This is a genomic window from Rhodococcus sp. D-46, from assembly GCF_011290655.1.
Classification (GTDB): domain Bacteria; phylum Actinomycetota; class Actinomycetes; order Mycobacteriales; family Mycobacteriaceae; genus Rhodococcus_F; species Rhodococcus_F qingshengii.
Genome location: NZ_JAANTF010000007.1, coordinates 211,430 through 237,136, shown reverse-complemented (window position 1 = coordinate 237,136; position 25,707 = coordinate 211,430). Strand labels below are relative to the sequence as shown.

Below are 25,707 nucleotides of genomic sequence, written 5' to 3'. Positions count from 1 at the left end.
GCAATCAGGAATCCGCCTCGCACGCCGGCAGAACGTCACGCACGATGGCGAGCAAACTGCGTACCAGCAGAAGGTGCACCTGTTCGCGGTCGAGCGCTCCCGTCACCAACCACTGCTTACTGGCGGCCTTCGCCAAGCCTCCGTACGCCACGATCATCGAATGAACAGCAGCCTCACTGCCTTCACTCGGTCGGATCTCGAGCGCATCCATCATGCGTCGCGCAGCAACGTCGTCAGCATCCTGCAGGATCCGATCCATCTCGGGATCACGGCGGAGGTCGTCGGACATGACTGTCGAGATCCACATGTCGCGATGACGCCAGGCGACGTCGAGCCACCGATCGATCACGGCTCCGATCCGCTTCTCCTGGCTCGCCGATCGCGGAATGCGGTCCACCGCCACTTCGGGAATGAAGACGAACCGCCGCACGACGTCGAGATACAACTCCCGCTTGGAGCCGAAGTAATGATTGAGCAGCGGACGTCCGACCCCAGCCGCCTTGGCCAACTCGGTCATCGAGACGTCGGCAAAAGACTTCTCCTCGAAAACCTTTGCCGCGCTGACAATGATCTGCTCACGCCGGTCTTCGGGACCGAGACGCCTTCCGCCTGTGGCCGACGCGGACGTCATTCTTTTCTCGCAGGCGTGCTGTTGACCGTCGCCTGCGCCTCGACCATGAGCGAAATGTGCTCCACCAAACGCTTTCGAGAGATCTTGGAGGACGGGGTGTGCGCCTGATAGATGAACGCGAGGGCACCGAACAGCCCCACTGAATTGAGTTCGGAGTTCGCGGAGTCGGTTGCCTCGCCGCCGTACATCAGCTCGAGCGACGCGGAAATCGGATTCGTGAACTCCGCCATCAATTCTCGCCCTCGATCCCACAGCGCAGGTTCCGCCTGAGATTCGACGAACATGATGCGTCCACGTCGAGGATCTTTGAATACGTAGTTGGTGAAGGCCTTCACCACGTGGCGGATCAGGGCCGACGGTTCGGAAGGCGCCGCCTCGAGAGCGTCCAGAATAGTGTCACGCGCACCGAGAACGACCTCGTCGAGCACGGCGACCAGCAGTTCGTCACGGTTGGCGAAGCTCTCGTAGAAGTACCGTTCGGTCAGCGCGGCCTCGCGGCAGGTCGCACGCATGGTCGCGGCGGCCGCTCCCTCGGTGCCCATGATCTGCAACCCGGCTTCGATCAGCTGTGTCCGGCGCGCGGCGCGGCGATCTTCCGGTTCCTGCCCACGCCACCTGCGCGGGCCGGTGCGCCGAGCCTCGGTATCCGTCATGTCCCCATGTTCTCACTGACCGGCAGCGCTCTCGACCTCAGGTTATCGCGGCGACCTCCGCAAGCGAACTGACATCGCCCGATGTCAATCAGTTGAATTCTGACATCAACCGCTGTTGACATCACTTGATGTCAGACTTACTCTTCGTTCAGTTGTTCACGCACCAATCAGGAGGCGTCACACATGGTCGACATCGACCCAACCTCGGGGCCATCGGCCGGTGACGAGGAAACTCGAACTCGCCGAACACGAGTCGTCGTCATCGGAGCCGGTTTCGGCGGCATCGGAACGGCTGTCCGCTTGAAGCAGTCCGGGATCGACGACTTCGTCGTTCTGGAACGTGGCGCGGAGCCCGGGGGGACCTGGCAGGTCAATACCTACCCCGGTGCACAGTGCGACATCCCGTCGATTCTGTACTCGTTCTCGTTTGCGCCCAATCCGAACTGGACGCGGCTGTATCCGCTACAGCCCGAGATCTACGACTATCTCCGGGATTGCGTCCATCGCTTCGGACTGGCCGGTCATTTCCACTGCAACCAGGACGTGACAGAAGCTTCGTGGGACGAGCAAGCCCAGATCTGGCGGGTACACACTGCGGAAACCGTGTGGGAGACACAGTTCCTGGTCGCGGCCACCGGCCCGTTCAGTGCCCCCGCCACACCCGACCTTCCCGGGCTCGAATCGTTTCGTGGTCAGATGTTCCACACCGCGGACTGGAACCACGACCACGACCTTCGCGGTGAGCGGATAGCCGTGGTCGGCACCGGTGCCTCTGCGGTGCAGATCATCCCCAGACTGCAACCGCTCGCGGACACGTTGACCGTGTTCCAGCGGACACCGACGTGGATCCTGCCGCACCCGGATCAGCCGATGACCGGCTGGCCGAGCGCTCTCTTCGAGCGGGTGCCGCTCACCCAACGACTGGCACGCAAGGGACTCGACCTGCTCCAAGAAGCCCTGGTACCCGGATTCGTGTACAAGCCGTCACTGCTCAAAGGGCTGGCCGCACTCGGCCGAGCACACCTTCGCCGGCAGGTGCGGGACCCGGAGCTTCGCGCAAAGCTGCTCCCCCACTACGCATTCGGATGCAAGCGTCCGACGTTCTCGAACACCTACTATCCCGCGCTGGCGTCACCCAATGTGGAGGTGGTGACGGACGGAATCGTCGAGGTGCAGGAGCGCGGAGTCCTCACCGCGGACGGCGCCTTCCGGGAAGTCGACACCATAGTCATGGGAACCGGCTTTCGTATGGGAGACAACCCGTCGTTCGACATCATCCGGGGCAAGGACGGCCGCAGCCTCGCGCAGACGTGGAACGGCAGTGCCGAGGCCTTCCTCGGCACCACCATCAGCGGGTTTCCGAACTTCTTCATGATCCTCGGCCCCAATTCCGTGGTCTACACCTCGCAGGTCGTCACGATCGAAGCGCAGGTCGAGTACATCGTGAGCTGCATTCTTCAAATGGACGAGCGCGGCATCGGCAGTATCGACGTCCGGGCAGACGTGCAGAGAGAGTTCGTGCGCGCGACCGACCGCCGACTCGCCACCAGCGTATGGAACGCCGGCGGGTGCAGTAGTTACTACCTCGTCGACGGCGGCCGCAATTACACCTTCTATCCCGGATTCAACCGATCCTTCCGCACCAGGACCAAACGAGCCGACCTCGCTCACTACGCGCAAGTACAACCCGTCTCGTCCGAATCACTCACCACTGCCCGAGAAACCGTGAGGAGCCGATAATGCTCGGCATCAACGCCTTCCGAGGCACACCCGTCGTCGCACCGTCCGGCGCGCGCCGCTACACCGACGAAGCACATGCGATCGCCGCCCGTGACGTCGAATTCGACTGGGACGGCGTACCACTGCATTACGTGCCGAACGAACCGATGGTCACCCACGTCATCAACTTCATGCATCTCGTGTTGCCCGAGGGAGAGCGGGCCATGTCCGCAACGCTCGCCGAAGCGCTCCCGCTCATCGAGGACTCCCGCCTGCACGAAGAGGTGGTGGGATTCGTCGGCCAGGAAGCAACACACGCGTCGTCGCACAAAGGTGCACGCGAGCATCTTGCGGACCTCGGCATGGACATGAAACCGATGTCACGCCGGATGGACTGGCTCGTGGACAAGATATTGGGCGACAAAGGATTGACCGGAAAAGCCAAGCACGCCTGGCTCTGTGAACGTCTCGGCTTGTTTGCCGCGATGGAGCACTACACGGCGGTGGTCGGGGAATGGCTGCTCACCGATCCCGCCCTCGAAGATGCCGGCATGCACCCGACGATGCTCGACATGGTCAAGTGGCACGGCGCCGAGGAAGTCGAGCACCGCAACGTGGCCTTCGACGCCTACATGTACGTGGACGGTAGCTACGCCCGCCGCGTTCGCACGGCGCTACTCGCCAGCTTCACGTTGTTCGTGTTGTTCATCGCCTCGATGAACTACCTCTTCCGGCAGGACCCGTCGAAGGCGAAGGGCCGCCTGTGGCCTCTGCAACTGATCAGCGCCACTCGCCGCGGCCTGGTCCCGAACATGAAATTCCTGATCACCGAGATTCCTCCGTATCTGCGGCCGAGCTTCCATCCGTCCCAGATCGGGGACATGGACGTAGCCATGCGCTACCTCGCTCGCTCACCTGCCGCCAATCGTTCTTCCGAAAAGAGTGAAGGATGAACAAGACGACTGCCGACCGTCCTCACGACGCACAAGACTTCACACCGACCCGGTCGTTGAGGATTGCCGCACAGGCGACGAGCGCATACCGTCGAATCTTTGCGTCAAGTCCTGCAGCGCAGATACTTTCGCGTCCCAACCCGGTCCGCTACAGCGGATTCGACATGACGCTGGACGTGAAGTCCGTCCGGTTCGAGTGCGCAGACGTCCTGAGTGTCACCTTGACCCCGAGGGAAGGAATCACCCTGCCGTCGTGGATTCCCGGCGCTCACCTAGACGTCATTCTCCCCTCGGGAAGGCAACGACAGTATTCGTTGTGCGGAGACCCCGACGACTTGACCTCGTATCGGATCGCCGTCCGGCGGATCGACGAAGGCGGGGGCGGCTCCCGCGAGATACACGAGTCGCTGAAACCCGGAATGGTTGTCGACGTACGAGGGCCGCGGAATGCATTTCCTTTTGTCACTGCTCCGTCGTACCTCTTTGTTGCGGGCGGAATCGGGATCACTCCGATACTTCCCATGGTGCAACGCTGTCACCGCCGCGGAGTCCCGTGGCGATTGGACTATCTCGGACGAACTCGGGCAGCTATGCCATTCCTGAACGAGATCGAGGAGTATTCCAGCGGCCGGGTAACCATCCGACCCGACGACGAGCTGGGTCCGACGGATATCGGAACACTCGTCGCTGCTGCGGATCCAGGTGCCGCGGTGTACACGTGCGGACCGGTTCCGCTGATGAACACGGTGCGTGCGGCAACTTTCGCCGCCAACCCGACCGGATCGGTGCACAGCGAGAGGTTCTCCCCACTCCCGGTAGTCGACGGCAAGGAGTTCACGGTGCATCTGGCGCGCACCGGACTCACCGTCGATGTGGGCGAGTCCGAAAGTGCATTGGCTGCAATACGACGCGTACTTCCCGGAGTAGCGTATTCATGCCAACAGGGCTTCTGCGGTACATGCAAGGTCCGGGTGCTCTCCGGGACCGTCGAGCATCGAGACACCCTCCTCACCGAATCCGAACGTACTGGTTCGATGTTGACCTGTCGATCACGTTCCACCGGTGGGTCTTTGGTGGTGGACCTGTGAAGGGAAAATTCTCTCTTTCTGCGGCCGACGCAGCCTTCAGCCGCTCCGCTCCGCTGGTGATCACTCACCGGATCGAATCCGAAGCGACATGTGAAAGCTTGTGGCAGACGTTGACCTCGGACGGAGCGCTCACGTCGTGGGCGCACGGGATCACCGGAGCCGACTGGACCTCGGACAGACCATTCGGCGTCGGGACTACGCGAACCGTGCGAGCCGGCGCTTTTGCTGCACTGAACGAGCGATTCTTCCGCTGGGACGAGGGGCGCCGGATGTCGTTCTACGTGGAGTCGGCGTCACTTCCGGGGTTCAAACGCTTCGCTGAAGATCTGGTGTTGGAACCGACTTCGACTGGCAGCCGCCTCACCTGGACGTTCGCTGTGCAAGCGCAGCCGTGGTTCGCCCCCATTCTGACTCTGTCCCGACCGATCCTCCAACGCGTCACCCGCGGCTGGGCCGACGGCGCCGTCCACCACACACTTCAAGGAACTCCACGATGACGGCGACCGAGATCGACACGACCACACAGGCGTCCGACGACACAGTGACACAGGCAGTGCGCGACGCCCGTACTGCTTCCGAATGGTGGGCAGAACTGACATTCGAGCAACGCGCTCGTCGACTGGATCGGTGGCGAGGAATCATCGCTCGTCGCGCATCCGAACTCGCCGACGTCGTGCACCGGGACATGGGCAAGCCGCACCCTGACGCAATGCTCGAAATCGCCATGGCACTAGAACATCTCGCGTGGGCGTCGAAGAATGCCCGAAAGGTATTGGGCAGGCGCAGCGTCCGCTCCAGTTTGTTGACGGTCAATCAGGCCGCCTCGGTGGAGTATCGACCTCTCGGGGTGATCGGTGTGATCGGTCCGTGGAACTATCCGGTCTTCACCCCACTCGGTTCGCTCTCGTTCTCGCTGGCTGCAGGCAACGCCGTGGTCTACAAGCCGAGTGAGTTCGCACCGGCAGTCGGGCAATGGTTGGGCCGCGCCTTCGCCGAGGTCGTCCCTGAACATCCTGTGCTGCAGGTCGTCACGGGCGATGGTTCGGTCGGCGCGGCACTGTGCCTGGCCGGTGTCGACAAGATCGGGTTCACCGGATCGACCGCGACGGGCAAGAAAGTCATGGCAGCGTGCGCCGAGACCCTCACACCGGTGTTGATGGAATGTGGTGGTAAGGACGCGCTCGTCCTTGATGCCGACGGAAATGTCGGTGCCGCCGCGGATGCTGCGGTGTGGGGAGCATTGTCCAACTCCGGTCAAACCTGTCTGGGCGTCGAGCGTGTATACGTGCACGAACATGTCTACGGCGAGTTTATCGACAAGACAATCACTTTGGCTGCCCGAGTTCATGCGGGTCCGGGTGCCGAAGACAAGATCGGTCCGATCACCATGCCCTCGCAAGTGGCTGTAATCCGGCGCCACATCGACGACGCGATGTCGCGGGGTGGACGTGTCGTTCTCGGAGGGCTCGGCTCGATCTCCGGCCAGTACGTGCAACCGACCATCATGGTCGACGTCCCCGAAGACAGCCTCGCCGTCACGGAGGAAACTTTCGGCCCGACGATGACGATCACCAAGGTCGCCTCGATGGACGAGGCGGTGGAGTTGGTCAATGCGTCGCCATACGCATTGGGAGCAAGCGTGTTCGGCAAGGACGGAGCGGCTGTTGCCGATCGGCTCCGATCCGGAGGAGCGTCGGTGAACTCTTACGTGATGTATGCCGCGGTTCCCAACCTGCCACTGGGTGGGGTCGGAGCATCTGGTTTCGGACGCGTTCACGGCCCAGATGGTCTGAAGGAGTTCACCTACGCTCGTTCGACGACTCGGCAACGATTCCGTTCGCCCCTACCACTGACGACGTTTCGAAGGACCGCCCGAATCGACTGGCTGGTCAAGGTTCTCATCCGCGCGCTACACGGAAGGCACTGAAGCAATGACGGGACGCTTGTCCGCAATTGCGGGAACAGTCCGCGATCTGGGCATTCCACTGCCCGGACGCCGACTCGACTACGACGTCGCCGGGAAGGTCGTACTGATCACCGGTGGAGGCGACGGTATCGGTGCAGCGCTGGCGCGCACTCTCCACCGGCGTGGGGCCACCGTGGCACTGGTCGACGTCAACGAGAGTTCATTGGCAACGGCCGAGCGCTCATTCGAGTCACAGCGAGTCGTGACGGTGACGGCCGATGTCCGAGATCGGGACGGCATGACCGCAGCCGTGCAAACGATCATCGAGCAGCTGGGCAGAATCGACGTCGTGGTGGCCAACGCCGGAATCACCCCTCCCCCGGCAACATTGCGCCAGATCGATCCCGACGCCTTCGATCGTGTGCTCGACGTCAATCTCACCGGCGTCTTCAACACCGTGCATCCGACCATCGACGAGGTGATCCGCAACAGTGGGCACATCGTCGTCGTGTCATCGGCGGCGTCGTTCGCCCCCGGTTTGGGCGGCGCTTCGTACATGATCAGCAAGGCTGGGGTCGAAGCGCTCGGCCGGGCGCTGCGTCTCGAGGTTGCCGGCTACGGCGCTACTGCCGGCATCGCGTACTTCGGGATGGTGGATACACAACTTGCACGCGCAACACTCGACGACGACGAGATCGGGCGCAAACTCGACGCTCGACTACCTGGTCCCCTCCGTCATCGAATCTCCCCGGACCGTGCCGCCACCGTGATCGCCGACGCGATCGCGCGCCGCGCCGCCCGGACCCTTGCCCCCGCTGCCTGGGAACCCTGGGCGTGGGGACGCGGATTCATCAATGTCCTTGCCGACGGTTACCTGGCAAAAGACAAACAGGCACACGACCTGATCCGCGAACTCGAAGACAGAACCACCGCTGCGGCCCCGACGAATGCATCAGCCCTGCCAAAGGCATCCAGGAGAACATCATGACTACGTTGTGTGCAGCCTTCCAGCGAGTGTCGGCGGTAGCGCCCGACGCGGTGGCTTTGCGAGACATCGGCGATGCGCGAACACTGACGTGGCGCGCGTACGGCGAACAGGTTCGCGATGTTGCCGCGGGATTGGCCGGAATCGGCGTGGGACATGGCGATACGGTTGCATTGATGATGAGTAACCGCATCGAGTTCTACCCGATCGACGTCGGCGCCCAACACCTCGGCGCGACGTCCTTCTCCATCTACAACACGTCGGCACCCGAAGCCATCCAGTACATCCTCGCCAATTCCGGTGCGCGAGTGCTCGTCTGCGAGGCCCAGTACGTGGATACCGTTCGCCGATCCGGTGCCACACTCGACACGATCGTGGTCGTCGACGCGCAACCGTCTGCCCAGCAGTCCGGCACCCTGACGCTGGAGCAGATGAAGTCCTCTGCTGCCGCCGATTTCGATTTCGAGAGCACCTGGCGTGCGGTGAAACCGAACGACGTCGCCACGTTGATCTACACCTCCGGCACGACCGGCAACCCCAAGGGCGTCGAGACGACTCATGCCTGTCTGTTGTTCGAAACCACCGCCGTCAGTGCTGTACTCCCCGTCGAGTTCGGTGACCGCATCACCTCGTACATGCCGTCGGCGCACATCGCCGATCGGCTCACCTGCCTGTACATGCAAATGGTGTTCGGCGCCCAGATCACTGTCGTGCCGGATCCGAGCCAGGTAGCGGCTGCGCTTCCGGACTGTCGCCCCACGATCTGGGGCAGCGTCCCCCGTGTGTGGGAAAAGCTGAAGGTTGCAGTCGAATCGGCCGTCGCCAACGAACCGGACGACGCGCGGCGAGTGGCATTGCAGTGGGCACTCGACGTCGGTCGCACTCGGCTCGCACACTTGCGAGCCGGTGAAACAGTCCCCGCCGAACTGGAAGCGGACTACGCCCGAGCCGATGCAATGGTCCTCTCCGCTCTGCGTGCGAAACTCGGTTTTGCCGAACTGAAGTGGGCCATCTCTGGCGCCGCACCGATTCCGCCGGACACCTTGGCATTCTTTGCAGCCCTGGGAGTTCCGATCTCGGAGATCTGGGGAATGTCCGAGCTGACATGCATTGCGAGCACCGCACCGGCCGAGCCGACCAAGCTGGGAACGGTCGGAAAGTTGCTTCCAGGCATGGAAATGCGCATCGAGGCGGACGGTGAGCTACTGGTTCGAGGACCGTTGGTCATGAAGGGGTACCGCGGCGAACCGGCAAAAACGGCCGAAGCGATCAGTGCAGACGGTTGGCTTTCGACCGGAGACATCGTCACGGCCGACGCAGACGGATACCTCACGGTGATCGATCGCAAGAAGGAGCTGATCATCAATGCGTCGGGAAAGAACATGTCCCCCGCTGCCATCGAGACCGCAGTGAAGACGTCGTCGTCGTTGATCGGTGAGGTCGTGGCAATCGGAGACGGCCGAAAGTTCAACACAGCGTTGATCACTCTCAGCGCCGACGCCGCGGTCGGAGGGGCACGCTCACTGGGACTTGCGGCCGAGGCCGCGGTACTCGCCAAGGACGCTCGGATCGTCGACATCGTTGCAACTGCTGTCGCCGAGGGAAACTCGCGTCTGTCGAGGGCCGAGCAGATCAAGCGGTTTCACGTACTCACCACGTTCTGGGAGCCAGGCGGCGACGAGCTGACACCGACGATGAAGCTCAGGCGCAAGCCGATAGCCGAGAAGTACGCGTCCGAAATTGCAGCCCTCTATGCGGATTCGGTCGTAGAGGACGTCTACGAGCCTGCGCCCTGCGCATAGATCAGCGTCTCGGTGGCCTTGACCACAAACGTAGCGGCCGATCCCGGAACCAGATCGAGCTCGGCCGCTGCGCTCGCCGTGATGTCGGCAGACAAGCCCGGCTGGCCGGCTTCGTCCTCGGCTCGGACTCGGACGACATCGCCTCGATTTTCGATCTCCGCGATCGTGACCGCAAACGCGTTTCGTGGGCTCCCGTGAGGCGGATCCAGGTAGACCGACACTGCTCGCGGCTCGAAGACTGCCACGGCGGCACTGCCGGCCGGTAGGTCGGTCTCCGTCTGGCCCGCGATATCCACCCCGACCGGACTTCTGAGCATTCCGTCTCCGGCCATCGTGCCGCTGCGCAAGTTGATCCCTGCGATGCGTGCTGCAAATGCACTACGCGGGCGAGTCAGAACTGTTCGTACGTCACCACGTTCGACGACCCGGCCGCCGTCCAGCACGACAACGGTGTCGGCAAGGGCCAGCGCATCCAGAGCGTCGTGCGTGACGAGCACGGCCGTGCGATCTCCTGTTCGGAGCACTCTACGCAGCAACGACCGCAATGCCGGGGCGGAGGCGACGTCGAGCGCAGACATCGGTTCGTCGAGCAGGAGTAGTTCGGGTTCGGCAGCCAATGCCCTCGCCACTGCGACTCGTTGCGCTTGACCGCCGGAGAGCTGTGACGGCTTGCGGTCAGCCAATTCGGCGGCGTCGACTGCGTCGAGCCAGTGGCGCGCGGAATCGGCGGAATCGCGACGCGACCGCCCTGCACTGCGCGGCGCGAACGCCACGTTCGCGGCCGCACTGAGGTGGGGAAAGAGAAGTGCCTCTTGCGCGAGTAGAGCAGTGCCGCGCCGATGCGGCGCCAACGCGACTCCCCTACCGGTATCGGTGAGAACGCGGGAATTCAGTTCGATCAACCCACGCCGCGGGTGATGTAGTCCGGCAACCGCCGCCAGTACCGTCGACTTGCCTGCGCCGTTCGGTCCGAGGACAGCGGTCACCTCACCGGCCGCGACGTCGAACGTCGCAACGACGTCGCGCTCCGGAATCTCGATGTCGACGTGGAGGCCACTCACAACGAACCCGCCGATCCGCGTCCACGCACCGCAACCACGATGACCACCGCGACTACGACCAACACCAGCGAAAGCGCTACCGCTGCATCCGGATCGGTCTCACGCTGGAGATAGATTTCCAACGGCAGGGTACGCGTGACCCCTTGCAGACTTCCCGCGAACGTCAGCGTTGCACCGAACTCCCCCAGTGCGCGAGCGAAAGCCAGCACTGCCCCTGACACCAGACCGGGAAGCACCAGCGGCAAAGTCACCCGGCGAAGCACGGTGGTCGGGCGGGCTCCGAGCGTCGAGGCTACGGCCTCGTATCGTGTGCCCGCAGTGCGTAGCGCACCTTCGAGGCTGACGACGAGGAACGGTAGCGCGACAAACGTCTGCGCCAGGACCACCGCGGTTGTCGAGAATGCTATCTGGATGCCGAGCACTTCCAACTGCTCACCGATCAACCCTTTGCGCCCGAACGTGTACAGCAACGCGATACCGCCCACCACGGGCGGCAGAACCAGCGGGAGCAGAATCAAGGATCGAAGAACGGACAGTCCCCGAAAATGACTGCGCGCCAACACCGCGGCCATCGGTACGCCGAACAGGATGCACAGCAGCGTGCTCATCGCTGCTGTCTTCAAACTCAGTTTCAACGCGGCAACCGACGATTCGGAAGTCACGAGTTCCCAGAACTGCGACCACTGCACGGTGGCCAGCATCGCGGCCAAGGGAGCGATGACAAACGCCCCGCCGATCAGCGCGGGAAGGTAAATCCATACCGGCAACCCGAGCGGAGCCCGGACCGCCGGTCTTAGGTGTGTCACGGGGCAGCGAATCCCGCGTCACCCAGAACTGCCAAGCCCTTGGGGCCCTTCACGAGATCGACGAACTTGGTTGCCGTTTCCGAATTCTTCGAATCCTTCAGCACCGCAATCTGGTACAGGTTGACCACCGTGGTGGCTTCCGGGAACGCGACGGTCTGAACCTTGTCACCAGCGGACTTCGCGTCGGTGACGTAAACGATGCCGGCATCGGCCTGCCCGGACGTCACCTTGTTGAGAACGTCGGTCACCGACGATTCTTCGCTGACGGGCGAGAGGGTCTCGCCTGTGGCCGTCTCGACCTTCTTCGTAGCCGCGCCACAAGGGACCTGCGGAGCGCAGATCACCAGTTGCGTCCCCTCCTTTGCCAGATCGGCGAACGACGCGATGCCCTTCGGATTGCCCGGCGGCACAACAATCGTCAAGGTGTTGCTCGCGAAGTCCGAGGGCGACCCCGCGACGACGCCGGCGTCGGTGGCCTTGGTCATGTTGGCGGCGTCAGCCGAGGCGAACACGTCAGCCGGTGCGCCCTGGGTGATCTGAGCGACGAGGTCCGAGGACCCGGCAAAGCTGAATGTGACCGATGAACCGGGGTTCTCGGACTCGAATTCCTTGCCGAGTTCGGTGAAGCTGTTCTTGAGTGACGCCGCTGCGAAGACGGTGATGCTTCCCGTGGCACTATCACTGGAAGTGGTTGTGGTCGGAGCGGCCGACGACGTCTCCGACGAAGAATTGTCGGAGGAACTACAACCGGTCACCAGGGCAAGCGAAAAGGCACCTGCTGCAACAAGTCCGACTACACGCTTCACGAATTTCCTCCAGTATGTTCAAAAACTACGGCGTTTCCACGATGACCGTGGTGGCCTTCACGATTGCGACTCCGATACTCCCGACCTCGAGTCCGAGCTCCCGAACCGCGTCGGTACTCATCAACGAGACGACAGTGAAGGGCCCACACTGCATTTCGACCTGAGCCATCACCTTGTCGGTGACGACCTTGGTGACGAGGCCGGCGAACCGGTTGCGGGCCGAACTCGCACCCGTGAGCGGATCGGCCGGTGCGGGTCCGGCGTTGGACCGGGCGAAGCCCGCCAACTCGGCACCGTCGATGACCTTGCGGCCGGAGTCGTCCGTCGTCGCGGTGAGAAACCCACCGTCGACCCACCGCCGGACGGTGTCGTCACTGACACCGAGCAGGCCGGCAGCTTCGCGGATTCGAATGTTGGGCACCAGGTGATCGTAGGTCGCAAGTGCGGACCTAACAAGCCGAAATGCTCCGCAGATGCGTGAACTAGTCAATCATGATCACGTATCTGCGGAGCATTGTCGATAGTTGCCGTAGACGAATCAGCGCATCATTCTTCTGCCCAGGGCACACGGCAGGAGTCGGTGCTGAACCCCTGCTCGGTAATCCCCAACGCCGAATACATCCGGGCGCGCATGTTTTCGAGCCCGATCTGATAGGTCAGTTCCACGACGCCCGCTCGCCCGAACCTGCGCTCGAGATCCGCGACCTGTTCGTCCGCCACCCCGTTCTCCCCATGGGGGTCACCGGTCATGGCGTCGGCGTAGGCGATCGCGGCCCGCTCGTCTTCGCTGTACTTCGATGAATCCCGGTAGTTCGCGATCTCTTTCAACTTGTCGATGTCCAAACCGTCCAAGCGCGAGAGCATCGTCCCGAAGTCGACACACCACGAGCAGCCGACAGTCCAGGCGACGCGATAGACGGCCAGTTCACGAATGTTCGACGGCAGCACCTTCGACGCCTTCTGCACAGCCATTTCGTGGCGGGCAGCCGCTACGAACAATTTCCGATGGTTGGCCAGGACGGCAAAGGGCTCGGGGACTTCGTCGTACTGCCTGGCGGCGAATTTGTATGCCACTTTGATCAACGGACTGGCTTCTGACGGTGTCACTGCGGGAATGCGAGTCATGGCAAGCCTCCGTATGTTCTGGGGCACCGGATTCGATGCTCTCTACAGAGTTGGACGATGGCGGCGATTCAAACGTGACAAGCACCGCGTCCGAGCGGATGTGAGGATGCGGTGTCAGCCGACTAAGCTGCAAAGATGCCTTCGACGCCCCGCAACCGCACCGTCTCGCGTCTGCAGCCGTTCGCATCCACGATCTTCGCCGAGATGACAGCGTTGGCCACACTTCACGACGCGGTCAACCTCGGTCAGGGCTTTCCGGATACCGACGGTCCTGCGGCCATGCTCGAGGTAGCGCGCCGAGCCATCGCCGAGGGCGTCAATCAATACCCGCCCGGTCCGGGCATGCCCGTCTTGCGTCAGGCCATCGCGGAGGATCGGCGCATCCGCTACGGACTCGACAGTGATCCCGACTCCGAAGTTCTGGTCACCGTCGGCGCCACCGAGGCGATCAGTGCTGCGATTCTCGGACTGGTCGAACCCGGCGAAGAAGTAGTGCTGATCGAGCCGTACTACGACTCCTACGCTGCATCCGTCGCGTTGGCAGGCGCTGTACGTCGCACAGTTCCGTTGGTAACCGCGGGAGACGGATTTGCGGTCGATCTCGATGCATTGCGCGGCGCGATCACCTCCAAGACGAAGATGCTGATCGTCAACAGTCCTCACAACCCCACCGGCACCGTATTCACCGATCACGAACTTCGAGCGATCGCCGAACTCGCGTGCGAACGCGACCTGATCGTGTTGAGCGACGAGGTCTACGAGCACTTGGTCTTCGACGGCCTCACCCACACACCGATGGCGTCGCTCCCGGGCATGCGTGAGCGCACCGTCACGGTGTCCAGTGCCGCAAAGACTTTCAATGTCACCGGCTGGAAAACCGGCTGGGCGATCGGCCCGCGCGAACTCATCGACGGAGTCCGTGCCGCCAAGCAGTTCATGTCATTTGTTGCCGGTGCACCGTTCCAACCGGCCGTTGCCTACGCGCTCACCAACGAACAGCCGTGGGTCGTCGAACTTCGACAGAGCTTGCAAGGCAAACGCGACGTGCTCGGTAAAGCTCTGACCGAGGCCGGTTTCACGGTGCATTCCGGTGGCGGCACGTACTTCCTCCTTGCCGACATCAGACCGTTGGGCGAAACCGATGCGGGAGATTTCTGCCGCGCACTGCCCGAGCGGATCGGCGTCGCGGCCGTTCCGGTCGACGTGTTCGCGGACAACCGCGACGATTGGAAGCACCTGGTGCGCTTCGCCTTCTGCAAGCAGGACCACATTCTGTCCGAAGCTGCACGCCGTCTCCACCTGCTCCAAGGAGCAGCGTACCCATGACAGCGCGGACCATCCCGACCGCATTCGTCCACCGCTATCTCGCGTTCTCGCCGGACAACGACGTCGACTTGTCGGGTGCACTGCGCGCTGCCGGGATCGACCTCGAGACACTGTCCGACCCGCGCGCCCGGCTGACCCCGACTCAGGTCACCACGTTCATCCAATCCACCTGGCAGATCACCGACGACGAATTGTTCGGCCTCGGATCCGCCCCGGTCCCCCGTGGCACTTTCCGATTGATCTGCCTGACGTTGATCCATTGCCCTGATCTCGGATCGGCCTTCGCTCGAATGTCCGACGTGATCCGTGCGCTACCGGCTCTGGCCCCACTGTCGATCGAGAAGGGCGAGGAAAGCACTCGGGTGAGTTTCGCTGTCCGAGCTCGCGAAGGCGTCGCCGAACCTGATGTCGCAGAACGTGTCACAACCGATTTCGTCCTGATCTTGCTGCACCGATTTTCCGCATGGTTGATCGGAAAGCGCGTCCGACTTCGGGCGGTCGAGTTTCCGTACTCGGCACCGGATGCACGGTTGGCGCAGGACTACGACTACATCTTCGGAGCGCCGGTCACCTTCGGCGCGAAGCGCGCGGCACTGGAGTTCGACAACTCGGCCATGCGTGCACCGATCATCCAAACCGAGGAGACGTTGGAGGAGTACCTCCGAGAATCTCCGATTCAGCTCATGTCCGAACGTGATTACGACAGCACTGCGTCGGCGCAGGTACGACGGGTCCTGGAGCTCGGGGTGAAGGGGCGAACCTCCACGGCCGAGGAGATCGCGGAGATGCTCTCGATCAGCGTTCCCCATCTGCGTCGACTGCTGCGGCGTGACGGAACATCACTCAATCAACTGCGCGAGGAAGTGCTCCGCGACGTAGCCATCGCTGGTTTGCGGCGCGGAGAATCCGTCGAAGTACTCTCGGCGCGATTGGGGTTCTCCGAGCCCAGCGCCTTCCGTCGGGCCTTCAAACGATGGACCGGCGACACTCCGAGTTCGTACCGCTAGCTGACGCAGAACTCGTTTCCTTCGGGATCGGTCATCGTGATCCACACGCTCGGCCCCTGCGCTCCTCGGTGCAGGATCGTCGCCCCCACCGTCTCGAGGTGCGCTGCGACATCCTCGCGCTTGTCGCCCACTCGTATGTCGAAATGGAGCCGGTTCTTCACCGTCTTCGATTCCGGTACCAGTTGGAACAGAACGCGGGGACGTTCGGGATGCTCCGGATCGCTGATGGCCGCACCTTCGCGCCAGACGAGGACTCCCTCGAATGTCGTGGTGTCGGATTCCTTGGCGTGACCAGCGGCGACGAGGCCCCTGATGAAGTCTTCGTCGCTGGGCTCCGCTGCCCACCCGAGTGCTGCGGCCCACCACTTCGCCTGTTCGTGCGGATGTGCCGAATCTACTGTGACTTGAAATTCGTATCCCATGTTCCGACGTTAACGCCGACCACCGACACCTAGTGAAGGTTCAGCCGAGCCCGGGAGTCAGTCGACGCTCTTGATGGTCTTCATGGTGATCAACGATGTCACCCGCGAGACAGCCGGAAGCCCGCTGAGCTTGGTGACCATGAAGTTCTCATACGTCGCGAGATCTTTCACCGCGACCCGAATGAAGTAGTCGGGAATTCCGAACAACCGCCGACATTCGATCACTTCGTCGAAGGCGGCGACCTGGGATTCGAAGTCCTCGATGGTGGCCTGGTCATTGACTCCGATCTCGGCGGTGACGATCACCTGAAATCCTCGACCGAGCGCTTCCTGACTGACGATCGCCCGGTACCCGGTAATGATTCCGTCGGCTTCGAGCTTCTTCACCCGACGCAGGCAAGGTGAGGGTGTCAGACCCACCAGATCCGCCAACTCGGTGTTGGTCAAACTCGAGTCCTGGCGTAGGTGAAACAAAATTGCGTCATCCATGGCATCCATCGCACTATTATTGCGCACTGTTCAATATGTGGGCATTCTGAGCAATCGATCACCTCGATCTTTGTTATAGATTTGCGTCGTGATCGAACCAGCATCGTCGACGGCCGCACCGGCCGTCGAACTCCCACCGCGAACCCCGGCGTGGCGGCACGCCTTCCAGCTGTCGCTACCGGTTGGATTCGGCCTGCTCCCACTCGGGATCGCACTTGGCGTTCTTGTGGTCCAACAAGGGCTCAGCCCTTGGTGGGCAGTCGCTTTCACCTCGCTGATCTACGCAGGATCGCTGGAGTTTCTCGCGGTCGGAATGGTCGCGGCCATGACACCGCTGCCGTACGTCGCTCTGACCGCACTGCTGGTCAACTTTCGACATGTGTTCTACGCCTTGAGTTTTCCGCTGGAAAAGATTCGCAACCCCTTCGCCCGCTTCTACAGCATGTTCGCGCTGACCGACGAGGCCTATGCGATGTCGGTAACTGCCGATCCCAAGGCACTCACCGGACGCGTCATCGTCTACTCCCAGCTGTACCTGCACGGCTACTGGATCGGTGGCGCGATCCTGGGCGCGACGGCAGGACAGTGGATTCCGGACTCGATCGTCGGCCTCGACTTCGCCCTGACGGCGTTGTTCGTCGTCCTCTCGATCGAAGCGATTCGCGCACAAAACGGATTCGCGGTGCCGGTCGCCGCGGTCACCTGCGCTCTGGTCGCCCGGCTCGCAGCGCCGGACCACATGCTGCCAATTGCGATGGGCGCCTTCGTGCTCTTCCTGATCGGGCGCTTTGTCTACGACTCACGAAAGGCGAAGATCGATGCCTGACACCTCGTACATCTTTGCGGCGGTCGCAGTCATGGCCGTGGTCACCTTCGCGCTGCGCGCAATCCCCTTCGCCGCGCTCATGCCGCTGCGCTCCTCCGCCCTGGTCGGCTACCTCGGCATCTACATGCCGGCAGGCGTCATGTTGATCCTCGTGATGTATTCACTCAAAGGGGTGTCGATCACCGCCCCTTCTCACGGCCTACCCGAACTGATTGCAGTGTGCGCCACGATCGCCGCGCACCTCTGGCGAAAGAATGCCGTCCTGAGCATCGTCGTCGGAACGACGATCTACGTCGCGCTGGTCAATACCGTGTTCGCCTGAGCATTTCCCATCCGGGAGCAAAGCAGTTTTACCCCCGGATGGGTGATTTGTAACCTCCAGGCGCTTATCTGAACAGTTGAACACTTATACGATTTCAGTAGCGTGGCCGCCGGCCGCGACTGAAGGATCGGTGAGGTTCGATGTCCACGACAATGACCACGACGGGCACTCGAATCGCCGGTGCTTGGCACAGTCTGGATCGAGGCCAGCGTCGAAGCATCATCGGGATGACCGTCACCGTCGTAGCGCTCAACGTCGTCGGGTGGGCAGTTCTTCTCGGCCTGGTTGTCCCCGGCCACTACACGATCGAAGGCAGTGTCTTCGGCGTCGGACTCGGCGTAACGGCGTACACGCTCGGCATGCGCCATGCTTTCGACGCCGATCACATCGCCGCTATCGACAACACCACTCGGAAGTTGGTGGCGGACGGCAAGAAACCGATGTCCGTCGGGTTCTGGTTTTCGCTCGGACACTCGACCATCGTCTTCGTACTCGTCGCCCTCTTGGCTTTGGGTGTGCGGCAACTGGCCACCAGCCTTTCCGACGACAACTCCGATCTGGAGAAGTGGACCGGCTTGTTCGGCACCACCATTTCCGGCACGTTCCTGATTTTGATCGGAATCTTGAACCTTGTCTCTCTCATCGGGATTCATCGGGTGTACACGAAGTACAAGGCCGGAACCTTCGACGAGGAACAACTCGAGAAGGAACTCGACAGCCGTGGCGCCCTGAACAAGATTCTGGGCCCGGTGATGAAGATGGTTCGCAAGCCCTGGCACATGTACCCGGTCGGCCTACTGTTCGGATTGGGATTCGACACCGTCACCGAAGTCGGGCTGTTGGTGATCGCCGGCGGCGCGGCGGCGACAGGGCTCCCGTGGTATTCGATCCTCGTTCTGCCGATCCTCTTCTGCGCCGGGATGTCGCTTTTCGACTCGATCGACGGATCGTTCATGAACTTCGCCTACGGTTGGGCATTTGCTCAGCCGGTCCGAAAGATCTACTACAACATGGTGATCACCGGACTCTCGGTGGCAGTCGCCCTGCTGATCGGGTCCCAGGAAATCATCTCGATCTTCACCGACAAACTCGACATCCACGACGGGATTCTCGGCGCCATCGGGAACTTGGATCTCGGCGCGATGGGCTTCATCATCGTCGGACTCTTTGTTGTCACCTGGCTGATCGCCCTCCTCGTGTGGCGGTACGGCCGCATCGAAGAACGGTGGCAGGCTCAGTCCGGTGCAGCAGTAGCACGACGAGCGACAGCAGACGAAGCGATGTGAGTTCGACTCGGTCTACGCAGAATCATGGGCCACCCGAAAGCGAATAGCTGATGTACGTCTCGCCCCATTTCAGGTACGCGCTCGACGTCGCCTGGCCGCGGATCTGGTCGTTCTGCCACTGGTAGACAGCGCGCCACGGAAATACGGAACTTACTTGTTCCAAGGTGTACTGCTCACGATGGCCCTGCGCGAATCGCTGTTCGAGATCTTCACGAGTGCGCGGCGGGAAATTGCTGATCAGGTAGGTCCGGCCGAGAGCCTCGATGCGCCCTGGCGGCGCAAAGACATCAGCGCTGCGATAAGTGAAGGCCGCATTCAGGTAGGCCGCCACCACAATCGTTGCCAGCGCTACCGCGCCGATCTTGAATGCACGTCGAAGCAGGGTCGGCATGGCTCACAGTACAATCCAATTCTCCTGTCGAGCACATTCAGTGCGTTTCCCACATTTATCGAAAGACGCATCCCGCGGAGTTGGCGAGATGCAATAGTGGAGTTCGAACGGGGTCAGCCCCGGCTAGGAGAAAACGGTGCGGATACGTCATGCGGTAGTGGGTGTGGCAATCACGGGACTTGTTCTTGCAGTGGCAGGCTGCGGTAGCGGCGACGGCGAAGCTGCCGAGGGACCAGGGATCGCCGTGGCGGCGGAAACCAAGCAAGTTCCCGACCGGGTGACCGTGCATCGACCTGGCCTCATCGACACCAGCATTTCCCCGTTCGACGTGCCTGCATGGCCAGGGCCGCACCCCTCCGAATTCCTCGAGCCCAACCCGCCGTCGGGTGAGAGCGGTGAGATCGCCGGCAACCGAGCTGCGACAACCTACGCGGCCTCGCTCGACAACCCCGATACACTGTGGAATGTCGGCGGCACGGTGCAGTGGCTGGTTGTCGAGCCGTTTCCCTGAAGGTCTTCCATCGAGGTCTCCGCTCTGACCGACTCCAGACGATCTTTGCGAGTTCAGTCCCGCGACAACGCTGCACAGAATTCGCCGGGTTGATCGACATGCAACCGCAACCCACCGATCAGAGTGGAGCGAGATCCCTCCGACAGCCGTTTCGGGAGCGTGACCGAGAGCGGCCGATCGAAGTCTATGTCCACGACAGTGCCGTCGGGCCCCGGCAGAACCAAGCGATCGTCGACAATCACATTTGCTGTCTCACCGAACCTTCGGACCATGCTCGCCCGCGAAATCCGTGATCGGTCCACCTCGACTCGAATGCCCGTGCCGGAACGAAACACCACCGTTCGAGCCGAGACGAGATGCGGGTGCACGACGCGTCCGGCAAGCCAACCGCCAATCGCAATCAGCGACAACACCGTTGCAACGAGCAGCACGACGCGAAGCCACTGCCACGGCACCAGGAAGTGAATCGCCACGGCCTCGATCACACTCGCCGCAACAAATGCCACCGGTATCGACATTGTCCCCCTCGCGTAGCCGAAAGTCGCTGTATCACTGGAACCTCCGTCTCTCCGACCCGTCGAGAGCAACCACAGTGATCGGATCACGCCGTACCGCCTGACATGAGACGTGTTGCGACGCGCGCGACCACTTCACGTTGCGCTGAATCAGGCACCAGATCAGCGATCCCAACCGAGAATCCCACGCCTGCGGAGTCTCCGTCTGCGTACACATCGCCGAGCACCCCGTCCAGTGATTCCTCCAGTTCGTCCGACAAGTACGCGATCTCGTCTGCAACCTCGGCTACCTCGCGCCCAGCCAGAGCGGCGAAACGACGGTACAGATCGACAATTCTCTTCCGGTCGCCCTCGTCGGACAGCAATCGCGCAGCCGTGGAGAACAGTTCGTGTGGCGCTGCTCCCGAGATCGCCACCAATTCCCACATGTCACGTTCGCGCTCGAACAAGCGTCGCACCGAACCCGTGGGGGACGACGCGATCAACTCGTCGAACGCCGACAGCAGCTCCATCGGAAGCGGCGAGACCACCCTCCCAGCACCTCGCGCCGTGAGCATTTCCTGGAGGCGCACTCGCTGGTCTGCGAGGACGCGCTGCTTCCGGTCTATCTCCGCGATCAGGGAGGAAAGATCTTCGGCGAAGTCGTCCGGTTCTCGTGCATCGATCGGCGTCGGTTCGATCATCGCGGCAATGGATCCGAGTGGAATGCCGGCGGCGGTGAGCCAACGAATGCGCATCAGCCTGACCAGATCGGGAAGTTCGTAAGTTCTGTAACCGTTGGACAGTCGTCTCGGCTCGGCCAGCAACCCCAGTCGGTGATAGTGCCGAACGGTCCGCGGAGTGGTGCCTGCCGCACTGGCCACGTCGCTGATTCGCATACGAACAGCATTAACTATGACGCTACGTCATAGTCAAGGCCCGGCAGGTCGGGCCTTGAGGCATAAGGTCCTGTTCTTCCTGCCAAGAGTTTCGCAGACGAATTTCGCGGGTATTGATCACTTGCGGCGGCGATTTCCAGAGCGAGGGGTCAGCCGCGCAAGGTCTGCCCCCGGCTGTCACTCGCCGGGCGGCGGGCCGCCAAAACCAGCGGGCCGCCAGAAACTATCTGTGCCAGGCGATGATTTCGATGCAAACGACACGACTCGACACCATCCTGATTCTGATCGTCGGGACGGCAATCGGACTGAGCGTCTGGCTGGCTACGCAGGAACCATTCGCGTCGATCGGACTCGGAATCGCAACGGTAGTGATCTGCTGGATCTCTTGCTCGATGATCCATGGCTTCCCACACCGATCGACGAAGGACATGCGTCCGCGCGAGAACCAGGATCGCGAGTCACCGAAACGGCGCTGACGCCGCGTAGGGATGAGGCCAACCGTGGAGGCCCGGACACAGCGAAGTGAGTGGTTCACCTACCGCAGGTGAACCACTCACTTCGGTCAGAGGATCACACCTCGTCAGGTCGCCAGGTCGCGACGGCCCAGATCACAGCGACGTCGAGGGCGATGATCACGATCGACCACAGCGGGTAGTACGGCATCCACAGGAAATTCGCCACGATCGAAAGTGCCGCGATGACGAATGCCATCCCGCGGGCCCACGCCATGCCGACGAACAATCCCAGCGACACCGCGATGCCGATGATTCCGAGCACGATGTGGATCCAACCCCATGTCGTGACATCGAATTCGAAGGTGTAATTGACTCCGACGATCAGCAGGTCGTTGTCTGCGAGAGCCGCGATGCCCTGCAGCAACGCGACGATTCCCGCGACGAAGAGCAGGCAGGCTGCCGCCACCGTGGTCCCGATGGCAAAGCCCTGTCGGACAGGATGGTTCGCATGAGATTGGTGCGGAGCAGTCATGACGTCCCCTTCTTCGGCGAAATAGCGTGAGAACAGTATTCAAAGGTTCACGCCGACGGACATCACCCAGCAAGGATGAACAGCCGTCCAGCACTGCAATCAAAATTCATGGGAACATATGTTCGATTTCGGTGTACGGTGGAGCCTATGCCCGCCACGATGCAACCGTCTCTGTTCGACAACGGTGACCTCGGCGTTTCTTTGGCCGATCTCGACGGCACGGTGCAGCGACGTATTCTCACCGCCGGCGCATGGGTCGACCATCGCCCGGCCTGGCTGACCGGATCGGAGGCCGTGTTCGACAATCTGGAAGCTACGGTGCCGTGGCGTTCCGAACGGCGTCAGATGTACGACCGCGTTGTCGACGTCCCTCGTCTGGTGTGTTTCTACGCAGAGAATCAACCACTGCCGGACGCACTTCTCACCGAAGCCAAAGACGCGCTGAGCAGTCACTACTTCGACGAACTCGGTGAACCATTCGCCACGTCGGGTCTCTGTTTCTATCGCGACGGTTCCGACAGCGTTGCCTGGCACGGGGACGATACGGGACGAAGTCGCACCGAGGACACGATGGTGGCCATCCTGTCTCTCGGTGCGGCTCGCCCGCTCCTATTGCGCCCTCGTGGGGGCGGCGAATCCATCCGCTTCAATCTCGGACACGGAGATCTACTCGTCATGGGCGGATCCTGCCAACGCACGTGGGAACACTGTGTCCCGAAGAGTGCGCGGGCCCTCGGGCCGAGAATCAGCGTTCAATTCCGCACTCGCGGAGTTAGATAGCGTCGCGGAGTTCGTCTCGCAGCGCCTTCCGATTGAGCTTGCCGACGGCCGTCTTCGGTATGGATTCTGCAAAAACAACCCGACGCGGCTTCTTGTACGACGCCAGTCGCTCGCCGACGTGCGCGACCAATGATGCTTGCAGTACGTCGTTTTCGACGGTCCCGTCCTCGAGTACCACCACAGCCGTGACCGCCTCCACCCACTTGGCGTCGGCGGTACCCACCACGGCGACCTCACGGACGGACGGATGCGTCAGGAGTGCATCCTCGACTTCACGGGGGTAGACGTTGTATCCGCCGCTGATGATCATGTCCGAAGCTCGGTCCTTCAAGAACAAGAATCCTTCGGCGTCGAACTGACCGATGTCACGGGTGTGAACCCAGCCGTCTTCGGTGAAGGTGTCCGCATTCAGTTCCGGTGCATTGAAGTATCCGGCGATCGCCGATGGCGAGCGGATCACGATTTCACCCGGTTCTCCCTGGGGCACTTCGTTTCCCTCGCCGTCGAGCAGCCTGATCTCGACGTCGATGGCCGGCTGACCACAGGACAGCAGGCGATCTTCCGTGTGATCTTCGGGCCGTAAGACTGCAATACACAGCGGTGCCTCGGTCTGCCCGTAGTACTGGAGAAAACGGTGTTGCCCCCACGCCTGCATCGCCCGTTCGATGGTGGCCAGCGGCATCGGCGACGCACCGTAGATCACGGATTTCAGACTCGAGATGTCTGCGCTCGCAAAATCAGGGCGTTCGAGGAGCATCTGAATCATCGTCGGCACCAGATTGATTGCCGTAGCCCGATGCTCGGTTATCGAGTCCAAGAAGGTCGACGGGTCGAAACCGGGGAGGATGACGGTCTTACCGCCACGCAGCCAGAACGGAAGCACGAAGACACCGCTGGCATGAATCAGTGATGCCGCGTGCAGCATCGTGTCGTCCTGAGTCGCCGGAAGCAGATTGAGCAGAACATTGCGGCAGATGCCGGCGTAGCTGCGCTGAGTGTGCTGCGCGGCCTTCAATGTTCCCGTGGTCCCGGAGGTGAACAGCGTCAGGATCACATCGTCGGGAGCTAACTCGACGTCCGGTGTGTCCGACGGCATGCTCTGTGCTTGGTCGAGCAGCGAACGCTGCCGCGCCGAACCTGTTTCCAGCCCGATGAACGTACGTTCGGGGAACCTGGCGGACAGTTCAGCGGCGCGGTCGGCGAGGTCACTACCGAAGACGACGTGCGAGGTGTCGGTGTCCTCGAGCATTCTCGCGTGCTCGTCGAGCGAGAGACGCGAGTTGAGCGGAACCCTGTTGATGCCGGCTTTGACACAGGCAAAATCGACGGGGACGCTGGCAAGAGAGTTGTTGACCAGCAATGCAACCCGTGCACCACGCCCGATACCGAGGGCGATGAATGTATGCGCCAATCGGCTGCTGAGTTCGTCCACTTCCGTGAACGTCATCGATCGATCGCCGAAAACGACGGCTGTTCGCGATCCGTGCTGTCGCGCACCACGGGCGATCAGGTCTCTGGTTACGGGCATCATGGTTCAGTTTCCTCGTTCGAATTCGGGTTGTTCTCGAACCGGCCGTGCCGGCCGGCGCCCGCGGCGAACGCAGCAGCGCCGCGCACACCTTCGGCGATGACAATGGGATTTCCCGCGACGCCCTCGGCCCGCAGTGCTTCGGCAAGTGGTAGATCAAAAGATCGGTAGGCCGACGCGCGATCCGCGAGCATGCAGAGTTGAGGGAAAGCGGACAACTGGTGCGCAAGCTCCTTGGCTGCCTGGAGTGACTGCCCCACTGGAACAACACGATTGGCCAGTCCGAAGGCCAGCGCCTCCGGAGCGTCGACCGGGCGACCGGTCAAGATCATGTCGAGCGCTCGCCCCTGCCCGACGATTCGCGGCAGTCGCACGGTCCCACCATCGATGAGAGGAACTCCCCAGCGCCGGCAGAAGACTCCGAACACGGAATCCTCCTCGCAGATCCTCAGGTCCGCGAGCAATGAAAGCTCGAGCCCTCCTGCAACCGCGTATCCGCTGATGGCGGCGATCAATGGCTTGGACAACACCAACCGACTCGGCCCCATCGGGCCGGTGCCGCCGCCTTCCGGATGCAACTCATGCACGCGAGCGGGGTCGGAGACTGCGGTCAAATCCGCACCGGCACAAAATGTGCCGCCCGCGCCCCACAGAATCGCCACCTTCTGACTCTCGTCCGATTCGAACTCCAGGAAGGCATCACGCAACTGCGCCGCCATCGGCCCGTCCACCGCATTCTTGCGATCAGGGCGATTCATCACGATGACGGTGACGCCACCGTCACGCTCCACATAGACATCGCCACCTGGTCGATCGGAGTCGGTCACGATATTTCCTCACTGCTCGCGGATAAGGTTTCCCGGTACCCACCATGCCACTTGTAACAGAATTTGTCAGGAGTTGT

30 protein-coding genes are annotated in these 25,707 nt (G+C 62.0%); 15 read left to right on the top strand and 15 right to left on the bottom strand.

The features are described from left to right. Positions 1–4: 4 nt before the first annotated feature. Positions 5–631 carry a TetR/AcrR family transcriptional regulator gene (locus G9U53_RS19450; RefSeq protein ID WP_030535343.1) on the bottom strand — a complete coding sequence of 209 codons (627 nt, stop codon included), beginning with the start codon at positions 629–631 and terminating at the stop codon, positions 5–7. Further along, positions 628–1,284: a TetR/AcrR family transcriptional regulator gene (locus G9U53_RS19445; RefSeq protein WP_007733534.1), complete on the bottom strand. Its 657-nt coding sequence runs from the start codon at positions 1,282–1,284 to the stop codon at positions 628–630. Before G9U53_RS19445 ends, G9U53_RS19450 begins: the two co-directional genes overlap by 4 nt. A gap of 183 nt (positions 1,285–1,467) precedes the next feature. Here G9U53_RS19445 and G9U53_RS19440 point away from each other — a divergent pair, with 183 nt between their 5' ends. The 7 genes from G9U53_RS19440 to fadD11 are packed head-to-tail and all read left to right on the top strand — an operon-like array spanning position 1,468 to position 9,737. Next, positions 1,468–3,024, top strand: coding sequence for an NAD(P)/FAD-dependent oxidoreductase (locus tag G9U53_RS19440; RefSeq protein WP_165639082.1), 1,557 nt, complete (start codon positions 1,468–1,470; stop codon positions 3,022–3,024). Continuing rightward, entirely contained in the window at positions 3,024–3,956 is a 933-nt protein-coding gene (locus tag G9U53_RS19435; RefSeq protein ID WP_165639081.1) for a metal-dependent hydrolase, read from the top strand. The genes G9U53_RS19440 and G9U53_RS19435 overlap by 1 nt, the downstream gene beginning before the upstream one ends. Continuing rightward, positions 3,953–5,044, top strand: coding sequence for a PDR/VanB family oxidoreductase (locus G9U53_RS19430; RefSeq protein WP_007733536.1), 1,092 nt, complete (start codon positions 3,953–3,955; stop codon positions 5,042–5,044). Before G9U53_RS19435 ends, G9U53_RS19430 begins: the two co-directional genes overlap by 4 nt. Next, positions 5,041–5,541, top strand: a complete 501-nt coding sequence (locus G9U53_RS19425; protein ID WP_165639080.1) for an SRPBCC family protein — start codon at positions 5,041–5,043, stop codon at positions 5,539–5,541. The genes G9U53_RS19430 and G9U53_RS19425 overlap by 4 nt, the downstream gene beginning before the upstream one ends. Then, the gene (locus G9U53_RS19420) at positions 5,538–6,971 is read left to right on the top strand and encodes an aldehyde dehydrogenase family protein (protein WP_165639079.1); all 1,434 of its coding nucleotides are present in this window, start codon (positions 5,538–5,540) and stop codon (positions 6,969–6,971) included. The genes G9U53_RS19425 and G9U53_RS19420 overlap by 4 nt, the downstream gene beginning before the upstream one ends. A 4-nt stretch (positions 6,972–6,975) precedes the next feature. Then, entirely contained in the window at positions 6,976–7,938 is a 963-nt protein-coding gene (locus G9U53_RS19415; protein WP_064073968.1) for an SDR family oxidoreductase, read from the top strand. Beyond that, positions 7,935–9,737, top strand: a complete 1,803-nt coding sequence (fadD11, locus tag G9U53_RS19410) for a fatty acid--CoA ligase FadD11 (protein WP_064073967.1) — start codon at positions 7,935–7,937, stop codon at positions 9,735–9,737. Before G9U53_RS19415 ends, fadD11 begins: the two co-directional genes overlap by 4 nt. Here the strand turns inward: fadD11 and G9U53_RS19405 are convergent. The 5 genes from G9U53_RS19405 to G9U53_RS19385 all read right to left on the bottom strand — a co-directional run bounded on the left by G9U53_RS19405 (position 9,713) and on the right by G9U53_RS19385 (position 13,535). Then, positions 9,713–10,798 carry an ATP-binding cassette domain-containing protein gene (locus G9U53_RS19405; RefSeq protein ID WP_007733546.1) on the bottom strand — a complete coding sequence of 362 codons (1,086 nt, stop codon included), beginning with the start codon at positions 10,796–10,798 and terminating at the stop codon, positions 9,713–9,715. The two genes, fadD11 and G9U53_RS19405, sit on opposite strands and share 25 nt — an antisense overlap. Then, on the bottom strand, positions 10,795–11,604 hold the full coding sequence (locus G9U53_RS19400) for an ABC transporter permease (protein WP_020970514.1): 810 nt from the start codon (positions 11,602–11,604) through the stop codon (positions 10,795–10,797). The genes G9U53_RS19405 and G9U53_RS19400 overlap by 4 nt, the downstream gene beginning before the upstream one ends. Further along, positions 11,601–12,410 carry a molybdate ABC transporter substrate-binding protein gene (gene modA / locus G9U53_RS19395; RefSeq protein ID WP_042451258.1) on the bottom strand — a complete coding sequence of 270 codons (810 nt, stop codon included), beginning with the start codon at positions 12,408–12,410 and terminating at the stop codon, positions 11,601–11,603. Before modA ends, G9U53_RS19400 begins: the two co-directional genes overlap by 4 nt. A 25-nt stretch (positions 12,411–12,435) precedes the next feature. After that, on the bottom strand, positions 12,436–12,831 hold the full coding sequence (locus G9U53_RS19390; RefSeq protein WP_064073966.1) for a TOBE domain-containing protein: 396 nt from the start codon (positions 12,829–12,831) through the stop codon (positions 12,436–12,438). A gap of 125 nt (positions 12,832–12,956) precedes the next feature. Then, a complete protein-coding gene (locus tag G9U53_RS19385; protein ID WP_165639078.1) occupies positions 12,957–13,535 on the bottom strand; it encodes a carboxymuconolactone decarboxylase family protein in 579 nt (192 codons plus the stop codon). Positions 13,536–13,670: 135 nt separating this feature from the next. Here G9U53_RS19385 and G9U53_RS19380 point away from each other — a divergent pair, with 135 nt between their 5' ends. Next, positions 13,671–14,861 carry a pyridoxal phosphate-dependent aminotransferase gene (locus G9U53_RS19380; protein WP_165639077.1) on the top strand — a complete coding sequence of 397 codons (1,191 nt, stop codon included), beginning with the start codon at positions 13,671–13,673 and terminating at the stop codon, positions 14,859–14,861. Then, positions 14,858–15,868: an AraC family transcriptional regulator gene (locus tag G9U53_RS19375; RefSeq protein WP_003940556.1), complete on the top strand. Its 1,011-nt coding sequence runs from the start codon at positions 14,858–14,860 to the stop codon at positions 15,866–15,868. Before G9U53_RS19380 ends, G9U53_RS19375 begins: the two co-directional genes overlap by 4 nt. Here the strand turns inward: G9U53_RS19375 and G9U53_RS19370 are convergent. Both G9U53_RS19370 and G9U53_RS19365 read right to left on the bottom strand, forming a co-directional pair. Next, positions 15,865–16,290, bottom strand: a complete 426-nt coding sequence (locus G9U53_RS19370; protein ID WP_003940409.1) for a VOC family protein — start codon at positions 16,288–16,290, stop codon at positions 15,865–15,867. The two genes, G9U53_RS19375 and G9U53_RS19370, sit on opposite strands and share 4 nt — an antisense overlap. Before the next feature lie 57 nt (positions 16,291–16,347). Further along, positions 16,348–16,788, bottom strand: coding sequence for an Lrp/AsnC family transcriptional regulator (locus G9U53_RS19365; RefSeq protein WP_020970517.1), 441 nt, complete (start codon positions 16,786–16,788; stop codon positions 16,348–16,350). A gap of 79 nt (positions 16,789–16,867) precedes the next feature. Here G9U53_RS19365 and G9U53_RS19360 point away from each other — a divergent pair, with 79 nt between their 5' ends. The 3 genes from G9U53_RS19360 (at position 16,868) to G9U53_RS19350 (ending at position 19,213) form a co-directional block, all read left to right on the top strand. Then, a complete protein-coding gene (locus G9U53_RS19360) occupies positions 16,868–17,605 on the top strand; it encodes an AzlC family ABC transporter permease (protein ID WP_003940360.1) in 738 nt (245 codons plus the stop codon). Then, positions 17,598–17,927: an AzlD domain-containing protein gene (locus tag G9U53_RS19355; RefSeq protein WP_003940007.1), complete on the top strand. Its 330-nt coding sequence runs from the start codon at positions 17,598–17,600 to the stop codon at positions 17,925–17,927. Before G9U53_RS19360 ends, G9U53_RS19355 begins: the two co-directional genes overlap by 8 nt. A 140-nt stretch (positions 17,928–18,067) precedes the next feature. Next, on the top strand, positions 18,068–19,213 hold the full coding sequence (locus tag G9U53_RS19350; protein ID WP_165639076.1) for a HoxN/HupN/NixA family nickel/cobalt transporter: 1,146 nt from the start codon (positions 18,068–18,070) through the stop codon (positions 19,211–19,213). A gap of 22 nt (positions 19,214–19,235) precedes the next feature. Here the strand turns inward: G9U53_RS19350 and G9U53_RS19345 are convergent, their stop codons facing one another. Then, a complete protein-coding gene (locus G9U53_RS19345; protein ID WP_165639075.1) occupies positions 19,236–19,604 on the bottom strand; it encodes a hypothetical protein in 369 nt (122 codons plus the stop codon). A 136-nt stretch (positions 19,605–19,740) separates the two neighbouring features. On the opposite strand from G9U53_RS19345, the gene G9U53_RS19340 reads away from it, so the two are divergent. Beyond that, entirely contained in the window at positions 19,741–20,115 is a 375-nt protein-coding gene (locus G9U53_RS19340) for a hypothetical protein (protein ID WP_165639074.1), read from the top strand. Between the two features lie 53 nt (positions 20,116–20,168). On the opposite strand, the gene G9U53_RS19335 is transcribed toward G9U53_RS19340, so the two are convergent. Both G9U53_RS19335 and G9U53_RS19330 read right to left on the bottom strand, forming a co-directional pair. Further along, positions 20,169–20,633 carry a hypothetical protein gene (locus tag G9U53_RS19335; RefSeq protein WP_165639073.1) on the bottom strand — a complete coding sequence of 155 codons (465 nt, stop codon included), beginning with the start codon at positions 20,631–20,633 and terminating at the stop codon, positions 20,169–20,171. 83 nt (positions 20,634–20,716) lie between these two features. After that, on the bottom strand, positions 20,717–21,508 hold the full coding sequence (locus G9U53_RS19330; protein WP_042921734.1) for a MerR family transcriptional regulator: 792 nt from the start codon (positions 21,506–21,508) through the stop codon (positions 20,717–20,719). Between the two features lie 248 nt (positions 21,509–21,756). Here G9U53_RS19330 and G9U53_RS19325 point away from each other — a divergent pair, with 248 nt between their 5' ends. Next, on the top strand, positions 21,757–21,984 hold the full coding sequence (locus G9U53_RS19325) for a hypothetical protein (protein WP_020970523.1): 228 nt from the start codon (positions 21,757–21,759) through the stop codon (positions 21,982–21,984). 94 nt (positions 21,985–22,078) lie between these two features. Here G9U53_RS19325 and G9U53_RS19320 read toward each other — a convergent pair whose 3' ends face one another. Beyond that, on the bottom strand, positions 22,079–22,495 hold the full coding sequence (locus G9U53_RS19320; RefSeq protein WP_007733561.1) for a hypothetical protein: 417 nt from the start codon (positions 22,493–22,495) through the stop codon (positions 22,079–22,081). A gap of 147 nt (positions 22,496–22,642) precedes the next feature. Between G9U53_RS19320 and G9U53_RS19315 the strand changes: the two genes are divergently transcribed. Next, the gene (locus G9U53_RS19315) at positions 22,643–23,275 is read left to right on the top strand and encodes an alpha-ketoglutarate-dependent dioxygenase AlkB (protein ID WP_054188888.1); all 633 of its coding nucleotides are present in this window, start codon (positions 22,643–22,645) and stop codon (positions 23,273–23,275) included. Here the strand turns inward: G9U53_RS19315 and G9U53_RS19310 are convergent. After that, on the bottom strand, positions 23,268–24,806 hold the full coding sequence (locus tag G9U53_RS19310; RefSeq protein WP_165639072.1) for an AMP-binding protein: 1,539 nt from the start codon (positions 24,804–24,806) through the stop codon (positions 23,268–23,270). The two genes, G9U53_RS19315 and G9U53_RS19310, sit on opposite strands and share 8 nt — an antisense overlap. Continuing rightward, the gene (locus tag G9U53_RS19305) at positions 24,803–25,630 is read right to left on the bottom strand and encodes a crotonase/enoyl-CoA hydratase family protein (protein ID WP_047270980.1); all 828 of its coding nucleotides are present in this window, start codon (positions 25,628–25,630) and stop codon (positions 24,803–24,805) included. The genes G9U53_RS19310 and G9U53_RS19305 overlap by 4 nt, the downstream gene beginning before the upstream one ends. Positions 25,631–25,707: the final 77 nt, after the last annotated feature.

Bases quoted from the DNA above. Each gene is read 5' to 3' on its own strand.
- G9U53_RS19450 (WP_030535343.1), bottom strand. From the start codon at position 631: ATGACGTCCGCGTCGGCCACAGGCGGAAGGCGTCTCGGTCCCGAAGAC.
- G9U53_RS19445 (WP_007733534.1), bottom strand. From the start codon at position 1,284: ATGACGGATACCGAGGCTCGGCGCACCGGCCCGCGCAGGTGGCGTGGG.
- G9U53_RS19440 (WP_165639082.1), top strand. From the start codon at position 1,468: ATGGTCGACATCGACCCAACCTCGGGGCCATCGGCCGGTGACGAGGAA.
- G9U53_RS19435 (WP_165639081.1), top strand. From the start codon at position 3,024: ATGCTCGGCATCAACGCCTTCCGAGGCACACCCGTCGTCGCACCGTCC.
- G9U53_RS19430 (WP_007733536.1), top strand. From the start codon at position 3,953: ATGAACAAGACGACTGCCGACCGTCCTCACGACGCACAAGACTTCACA.
- G9U53_RS19420 (WP_165639079.1), top strand. From the start codon at position 5,538: ATGACGGCGACCGAGATCGACACGACCACACAGGCGTCCGACGACACA.
- G9U53_RS19415 (WP_064073968.1), top strand. From the start codon at position 6,976: ATGACGGGACGCTTGTCCGCAATTGCGGGAACAGTCCGCGATCTGGGC.
- fadD11 (WP_064073967.1), top strand. From the start codon at position 7,935: ATGACTACGTTGTGTGCAGCCTTCCAGCGAGTGTCGGCGGTAGCGCCC.
- G9U53_RS19385 (WP_165639078.1), bottom strand. From the start codon at position 13,535: ATGACTCGCATTCCCGCAGTGACACCGTCAGAAGCCAGTCCGTTGATC.
- G9U53_RS19380 (WP_165639077.1), top strand. From the start codon at position 13,671: ATGCCTTCGACGCCCCGCAACCGCACCGTCTCGCGTCTGCAGCCGTTC.
- G9U53_RS19375 (WP_003940556.1), top strand. From the start codon at position 14,858: ATGACAGCGCGGACCATCCCGACCGCATTCGTCCACCGCTATCTCGCG.
- G9U53_RS19370 (WP_003940409.1), bottom strand. From the start codon at position 16,290: ATGGGATACGAATTTCAAGTCACAGTAGATTCGGCACATCCGCACGAA.
- G9U53_RS19365 (WP_020970517.1), bottom strand. From the start codon at position 16,788: ATGGATGCCATGGATGACGCAATTTTGTTTCACCTACGCCAGGACTCG.
- G9U53_RS19355 (WP_003940007.1), top strand. From the start codon at position 17,598: ATGCCTGACACCTCGTACATCTTTGCGGCGGTCGCAGTCATGGCCGTG.
- G9U53_RS19350 (WP_165639076.1), top strand. From the start codon at position 18,068: ATGTCCACGACAATGACCACGACGGGCACTCGAATCGCCGGTGCTTGG.
- G9U53_RS19345 (WP_165639075.1), bottom strand. From the start codon at position 19,604: ATGCCGACCCTGCTTCGACGTGCATTCAAGATCGGCGCGGTAGCGCTG.
- G9U53_RS19335 (WP_165639073.1), bottom strand. From the start codon at position 20,633: ATGTCGATACCGGTGGCATTTGTTGCGGCGAGTGTGATCGAGGCCGTG.
- G9U53_RS19330 (WP_042921734.1), bottom strand. From the start codon at position 21,508: ATGCGAATCAGCGACGTGGCCAGTGCGGCAGGCACCACTCCGCGGACC.
- G9U53_RS19325 (WP_020970523.1), top strand. From the start codon at position 21,757: ATGCAAACGACACGACTCGACACCATCCTGATTCTGATCGTCGGGACG.
- G9U53_RS19320 (WP_007733561.1), bottom strand. From the start codon at position 22,495: ATGACTGCTCCGCACCAATCTCATGCGAACCATCCTGTCCGACAGGGC.
- G9U53_RS19315 (WP_054188888.1), top strand. From the start codon at position 22,643: ATGCCCGCCACGATGCAACCGTCTCTGTTCGACAACGGTGACCTCGGC.
- G9U53_RS19310 (WP_165639072.1), bottom strand. From the start codon at position 24,806: ATGATGCCCGTAACCAGAGACCTGATCGCCCGTGGTGCGCGACAGCAC.